At 43.2% G+C, this 7,262-nt stretch carries 3 protein-coding genes; all 3 read right to left on the bottom strand.

The genetic code is table 11. The annotated features are described in order from the left end of the window. Positions 1-93: 93 nt before the first annotated feature. The 3 genes from IAQ59_RS19130 to IAQ59_RS19120 all read right to left on the bottom strand — a co-directional run bounded on the left by IAQ59_RS19130 (position 94) and on the right by IAQ59_RS19120 (position 7,261). Complete coding sequence (locus IAQ59_RS19130; protein ID WP_209332457.1) at positions 94-807, bottom strand: TIGR04255 family protein; 714 nt, start codon at positions 805-807, stop codon at positions 94-96. 137 nt (positions 808-944) lie between these two features. After that, positions 945-5,264, bottom strand: a complete 4,320-nt coding sequence (locus IAQ59_RS19125) for an Eco57I restriction-modification methylase domain-containing protein (protein WP_209332456.1) — start codon at positions 5,262-5,264, stop codon at positions 945-947. 119 nt (positions 5,265-5,383) lie between these two features. Next, positions 5,384-7,261 carry a winged helix-turn-helix transcriptional regulator gene (locus IAQ59_RS19120; protein WP_209332455.1) on the bottom strand — a complete coding sequence of 626 codons (1,878 nt, stop codon included), beginning with the start codon at positions 7,259-7,261 and terminating at the stop codon, positions 5,384-5,386. Position 7,262: the final 1 nt, after the last annotated feature.

The raw sequence follows: 7,262 nt of genomic DNA, 5'->3' as shown, positions 1-7,262 counted from the left end.
GTAAATTTACAGTTTTTAAACTATTTTACGTCCGATTAATTTAGGGGCCGGTACACTGCTGCGTAATTGGAGGCAAATCTGCGACAATAGGTATCATGAGTATTTTGGGTTTAATGTTTGGATGTAATCTTCTTTCAACAAGCTGAAAAACAATTTTTTCTGCTCTGAATGTAATTGATCAATAATTTCTAAGGCTTTCTTATTCGGCTCAATTTTTTGATCAAATGATGCATCAATATCAATGTAAACACCGGAAATACTATGATCTTTTATTTGTGCTCTTGCATTATCAAAAATCTGAAGGAGCAGATTAAATCCGTTGACTTTGATCACAGAGCGGTAATGCTCAAATTTTTGATTATAGCCAGATAAACTTATACCAGGTACTGAAACTAGCACCTGATTTGCACTTTCGGTTTTATCCAATACACTTGCATATCGAACACCAATTCTCTCAATAAATTCTGCCTTTACAAGGTTGAAGAATTTTTCATAGCAAGAGGAGACGAAAGGAAAGTAATTCCGCCAAAATTGATAATCTGAAACGTGTTCAAATGAAAGAACGGTGTTACTGAAGGAAAGTCTGTAATTTTCGTTGCTCAGCATGTAATCCGGAGTAAACTTAAATTGGGGGTTACCGGATTTGACATCTGAAGGCAGATTACTGACCTCAAATTTTGGAAAAAGACTCGAAAAGGCTTGATAAACAACTGGAAATAAATCAATTGACGAAGCTTGGGTAAAGAACCGCAATTCTATCGTGCTTGTTACTAATGGATTAGGAGATATTTCGACAGGAAGTTTCATTTCAAAAGTCTAAGAGGACTTGCAAAGTAAGAATTATAGATTAAATACCAATCAAATTAAGATAAGAAACGCAAACAAGGTTAACATAGTTTAACACCATTTAGGAATTCCTGTTTTTTGATCTTCCTATCAAGCATCTACTCCACCTTCATAACCCTATACCCCATTCCCCCAAACTCAAACTGATACCCCTCACCTTTTCCAATCATAGCCTGCGCAAGTCCAGAATCGGCCAAGATGACATAACCATCGGAAGTGAAGCTACCTTTCTCACTGGTGGCTTGGATGAAGTACTTCATTTCCTTGGCATCGGTGCTGCGGATGGTAACCTTGGAACCTACACCTATCTTCTGAGCTGAGGGCTGGGAAAATAAGGGTGTAGTGGCTTCAAACAGACTCGTCTGTGGGCTTGGCTTGGGTGGCTTGGCTTTGGGTTCCTTCGGGCCTTTATCCTTCCCTTTCTTCTTCCCAAACCACTGACTCACTTCCGGTGGGACAGGCTTTCCTTTCTGCTCGTAGAAAGCTTCCACGTCTTCCTGCTTGTGCAGGCCTTGCTTGGCTTCTTCTTCGAAGTACTGATGATTCAGGTCCAAGAGGCGCTTCAGGATTTCCTTGCGGGCATCAGGATGAATGGTGTAGCGTACGCGGTCATTCTCAGGGAACAGCTCAACTTCATGAAATCCATGACGAAGTTGGATATCAGTCCAACCATAAGCCCTCAAAACAGCCTCGTCCATTTCTTTGTGAATTTCTCTTAGCTTAGAAATTCCAATAACAGCCTCGTCCCAAGAACATGCTCCATCAGTTTTTTGAAGGTGATTCCATAAAGAAAAAACATCTTTACCAAATTGGGTTTCAATAGTTTTTTTTTCAGTGGAGTTTAGATCATTCATTCTAACTTTTTCAGAAACCTCCAAAGAATGAAATAAATTATAAAACTTTGTTACACCTAAAACAATTGACTGCATTAACTTTAATCTGTATTCATAATATGAATACCCGATTTCTTTTAGAACATTATTAGATTGAATACCAGGATAAAAGGGAAAAGTCTCAAAGCCTCGAGAAATGTTGTACCGGGAGCCCGTCCCCATCATGTCAGCAGACTGCCATTGAACCCAATCGAAGTGAATTGAACTTTGTATCAAACAGAAAAAAGCAAAAGAATCTGAACAAAACACAACATTTGTTTGGTCTATTACCCAATCCTTTTTGACAATAAATATTCCATGATGCTTACTCGTCAAACATCTGGCAAAGCCAAATTCTAATTCAGATAATTTAGAATATAGAGTAGATGTTTTCTCAGCAAATTGCCACCATTTTTTCCTATATACATCTCGTTTAACCAGGTTTCTCTCTGGCTTTACAGTATTCTCAACAATTTCTAAACATTCCTTATAATCAGATGCACATGAATCTGAAGTAAAAGGATCAAGAAAAATTCCACTTTTTGTTAATTCGTTTTTTTCATTGTCATTTAAATTATTCCATTCTTCAATAGATGCTTTTTTCAAGGCCATATTCCCAAAATTAATTATGTTTCTCCTGGGAGACGGAAGAAAAGAATTATTCAAATCATCACCTATTAAATAATCAGATATAACCTCTAAATTTTTTTTATCTAAATTTATTAGAAGCTCTTTTATAGGCTCTTCAATAACAAAACCTTTACCCAAAATAACAGTACCATAAAAACAGATTTTTTGATTTAAATTAAGACTTAAAGGCGTTTCATCATTTGAAAAGTCTAAATAAGAATTAATCTTTTGAACCACATTTCCATTTAATATAGACAAATCAATTTTATTGCCTTTTGTAATAGAAATTAAAGAAACCTCAACAGAAGCTTCTCCTGGCCATTTCATTGTTCTAATAGCGAAATTTATAGAACCTCCTGACTTAATGATATATTCAAGACCACTTAGGCGTGAATCACCTTGAGAAATGGTACTCGTGGATATTAAAGATTGAAACCCGTTATTTTTTATTATTTGAAAAATTCTTCTAAAAAAGTATGTAACCAAATCTACTCCACCTTCAGCAGGCGAAAAATTGTTTTTAATAAATGAAAGAAAATAATCTCCAAATAATCCACTTATCTTTTTACCACCCAAAAAAGGCGGGTTACCTAATATGCAATCAAAACCACCATATTGAAAAATCTCAGGAAACTCCAAGAAATAGTGGAAAAAGCCTTTTTCCTGGGCTAAGGCTTCGGCTTTGGCAGGAGGCATACCGGTTGGAATGGTCTTTTCCCTTAGGTATTTGCGATAGGTGGCATCGGTGCAGATATAACTTTTCTGATCCGGGGTCTTGGGGATAAAGAACTGAGCTACCTGCATATCGGCCAAGCTCTTTAGCCGGGCATAAGTAGTCCCTTTGTTCAGTTCCATAAACTTCTTCTGCTTGGCCTCGATCTCCTCAGGGGTTCGCTCAGGCAGGTTTTTGAAGAGTTGGAACTGCTCGATCGCTTTATTGACCGCCTCATTGACATCTGTGGAATAGTCCATGGTAAGCTGATCTTTTTGCTTTCGCTCCTCTGCATTTCGCTTGCGGAAGCCGGTTGCGATAGTCTTATCATCTCCGGGAAGGGCTTTGAAGGCTTCATCGGCTATTCCTTTTTCCAGTTCTTCCTTCTGCTCCAGTCCCACGATGGCATCCCCACATTTGATCTTATGGTCGAGGAAGTTGAGCGGTTCGCCAGGATTATGGGCTTCCAGCCAGAGCGCTACTTTGCAGAGTTCTACTGCCAGGGGATTCTTATCCACCCCATAGATACACTCCCGGATCACATCCCGTACCGCTTGACGCAAGGCAGTTGGGGTAGGCTGATCTTCACCGGTTCGGACCTTGGCCAGTTCGGTACCGATCCTTCGCGCAGCAGAAAGTAGAATATGCCCACTTCCGCAGGAAATATCGGCTACTTTGATTCCCAAGAGGGCTTTTTCCTGTAGGGTTTTCAGAGATGCTTGATTGACAGGAACCTGTAGTCGTTCTTCGGGCTTTTCCAGACAGTCTTGAATGATGTATTCCAGAGAATGCTGGATCAGCGGACGTACCAATTCCTCCGGGGTATAGTGCGATCCGGAAGAAGAACGCTCCGTCCCTGCCACAAAACCAAAGCTCGGAGAAGTCTCCAGTTCCGTGAAAACGGGTTCGTACTCCAAGAGCCCCTGATACACCGAACCAAACTCTTCTACGTCCAGATCCCCGAAGTTGACCTTGACAACCTGCTTCCGATCTTCGTCCATAAAGTAGCAGAGGCGATAGAGGGTGAAGAGTAGGTCTTCGTTTTTCAGGGCAGATTGGCTAAGAACTCCCAAGGCAGAAGGATGGAAAATGCCAGAACCCAAGGGTTTGATACCGAGCTTTTCCCCATACTTAGCCGATTCAAAGAGACGGAAGGTGATCTTGATATTTTCCCAAAGGTCCTGTTTGGCACCTTCCACAAAAATCCTTCTTAAGGCCAGATTCCGGACCCTATTCATGGAGTAGAAATCGTAATAGATTTTTCTCAAGCGGGTGAGTTCACCGTCTCGCTTTTCGGAATAAACCAGGCTCCGATCTTCTGTCACCAAAAGAAACAAGAACCGATAAATCAAGCGGAGCAGGAAAAGGTAATACTGCTTGCCGGTAAGCTCCCCAGCCTGAATCCGATCTCGGAGCTCTTGGTTGTCGGGATGCTTGAGAAAGCCATTCCCCAATCGCTTGATGGAACTCTCCACTGCTTCGGATAGCTTTTCCCGAATTCGGGTCCCCGAAGCCAAAGACTCCTGATGGTAAAACTCAATGATGGACTCCTCTCCTCCTGACTTTTCCTTCGGCATTCGGGAAGCATGGAGCACCCGATAGAGCAGGGCAAAATCCGCAAAGAGCTCCTCTTCCATCATCTTCTCCAGATCAAACTCCAGGTAAGTCAATCTCACTAATCGGGAGGCATCCCGCAGGAGTCGAAGCTGCTTTCCGTTGGTGACGATGGCATAGAGGTAATCGTCTGTTTTGTTGAGGTATTCCTGCACCAAGGCATGGGGAGAAAGCCTCGGACCGCTTGTTTCCCGACGTCTGTCCAAGCTGTCATTGACACCCATGATATGTACCGGAAAACCGGATAGGTTGGAAGCTCTGTGGCTGATGGCATAGGTCTTTCCATCCAGATTAGCTGCATTGGCCTTGTCCACTTCATAGCCCAAGGTGAGCAGGAAAGGTAGCATCCAGAAATTACGGGTCTCGGTGGTACCGCTATCCTCCTCTGCGATTCGCTCTCGGCGCAGCTTGAAGGCTTGCCAATATCCACGGGCCGAAGCCCAAGCCAGACCGATCTCATCCCGTATCTTGATATTCTTGGATACGCCAAATGACTCGGGAGTTTGGTGCTTGATATCCTCTGAGGTGATCTTGTCGAGAATCTCACCGGAAATGATATTGCCCTGTATGGTTATGCTGGGGAAGGTCATGGATTCCTAATGCTTTACTTGTAATTGAATTTTACTCCGAACTTTTCTCCGAACTTTAGTTGATTTTTCTCCGAACTGGACTTGATTTCTTCCGAACTGAAAACAGGGTTATACCGAACTCAGTCAGGATCATTGATAGTTACTCGCCAATAACCCCGAGTACCCCCCTCCCGCTTCAATACGCCTTTTTCCTTGAGTCTATCTATATGTTCTCTTACTGTAGAGAAATGAATATTCAATTGCTCGGATATGGCCTTGATGGAGGACTTGGGGTTTTCAAACAAGTATTCCAATAGTTCCTTTTGCTTCTCGGGCAGCTCAATTATGCCGGGTATTATGCCGGGTATTGTATGGGGTATTATGCCGGGTTCTTTACCTGATTGGGTGGGTTTTTGGGTGGGTTTTTGGATGGGTATTGTATGGGTGTCTTCTCCGTCCTTGGCATCCTCTTGACGCTGCACCGATAGTTCCATCATTTGCCAAAAGCCCCTTTTTCCACCTATACGCGCTATAACCCCCAGTCTTTTTAAGCCATTGAGGTGCTCTTGTACCGTTGAAACATTGACATCAAGCAGCACGGCAATCCTTCGCTTGGTCAAGCCGGGATTGTTTTTCAATAAATCCAGTATCTGTGCCTGCCGTCCAGTCAACTGGATTGGACTACTTATTGGACTACCTATTGGACCACCTATGGTGTGGTCAGATTCCCGTTCGATCTCATCTTTGATCTCCGACCTATCTTCCAAAAACCATGGGTGAACAGGGAGGGTTACCTGAAAGTAACTCCGTTCTTCATCGGTAAGAAATTCAGGCGAAGGCGAACCGTTCAATTGCAATACTCTTCGGATGGTTGGTATTCCCGTGGCTTTCCCTTCTGTCAGGTCAAGTTCCTTGAGAAAATCCCCCAATCTTCTATTTCGATATCTTCTTGGAAACACACTTCCCTTTTGAAACTCCGTCAGCTTTATACTGCGATCTGGGCCACCATAATTCAGTAGGATCAACTTATCAGGATAAACCCTGATCTCTACAGACTCTCTGGTCAGGTAGTCTCGATGATAAAGTGCATTGGCAACAATCTCTTCCAATGCTTCATAGGGATAATTCCATACACGGACGGACTCCGCCTGCCCTTTGATCTTGCGGGTCATTTGCTTCAAAACATTGATCCGCAGGTAGTCCAGCGTTCTGTTGATCATATAATCCACTGGTCCGGAAATATTCGGAGCCTCAAAAAACTCCGGATCTTCCTCACCATTCGGAAAATGGACAATTTCCACCCGGGAATAGGGGAAATACTTCTCCGGATTTTCGGTGAACATCATCAGAGCAACATTGCGGGGATGCCTTCTTTCCGGAGGACCATACAGCAGTTGCATCTGGGAAAGCAGCTGTTCCTTGGACAGGGAATCCATGGAATCCAGCAGCTTACTTTCCACCTTTCTCAGGTAATCCCGCAACAAAGTCAGAGAAACCTCCTCATAGCTTACTTGCGTATTTGGCCGATCGTCAAATGGGGTTTTCCCGCTTAGCGCGATCAGTTCTTCTTTTTGGCTTTTGCTGACCTTGACCGAACTGGAACCGTAGCGGATATAGTAATTGTATTTCTTTTCCTTAGCCTTGATTTCATCCGGTACTTCATAGGGTCTATTATCTCCCGCAAAAGCCCATATCACCAGGATCTTTTTGCCTTGGACTTCTTCCACACTGATTTTGGGATAGTGGGCAGGATTGATCAGGTTATTAAGGGTGACGATCTCCTTGAGTATTGCGTCTATCTCATCTTCACTTAGTCCCGCAGGAGGTAAGACAGGCCGACCGTTTTCCTCTTCAATGCCGACAATAATGTACCCTCCTCCGATATCATCGAAATCATTGGCAAAGGCACAGATGGAGCGATAGATGGGGCCGGGGTTCCAGCCTTTCTTATACTCGATCCGATCGGACTCGACGGCACGACCTTTAATCAAATCCTCTATGTTGATCGGTAGCGCCATA

The organism is Lunatimonas salinarum (assembly GCF_017811155.1).
GTDB classification, from domain to species: Bacteria; Bacteroidota; Bacteroidia; order Cytophagales; family Cyclobacteriaceae; genus Lunatimonas; species Lunatimonas salinarum.
The sequence above is the reverse complement of the archived record's forward strand: the minus strand, read 5'-3'. Positions and strand labels throughout refer to the sequence as shown.

Excerpts from the sequence above, each read along its gene's own strand:
- IAQ59_RS19120 (WP_209332455.1), bottom strand. The coding sequence starts at position 7,261 with ATGGCGCTACCGATCAACATAGAGGATTTGATTAAAGGTCGTGCCGTC.
- IAQ59_RS19125 (WP_209332456.1), bottom strand. The coding sequence starts at position 5,264 with ATGACCTTCCCCAGCATAACCATACAGGGCAATATCATTTCCGGTGAG.
- IAQ59_RS19130 (WP_209332457.1), bottom strand. The coding sequence starts at position 807 with ATGAAACTTCCTGTCGAAATATCTCCTAATCCATTAGTAACAAGCACG.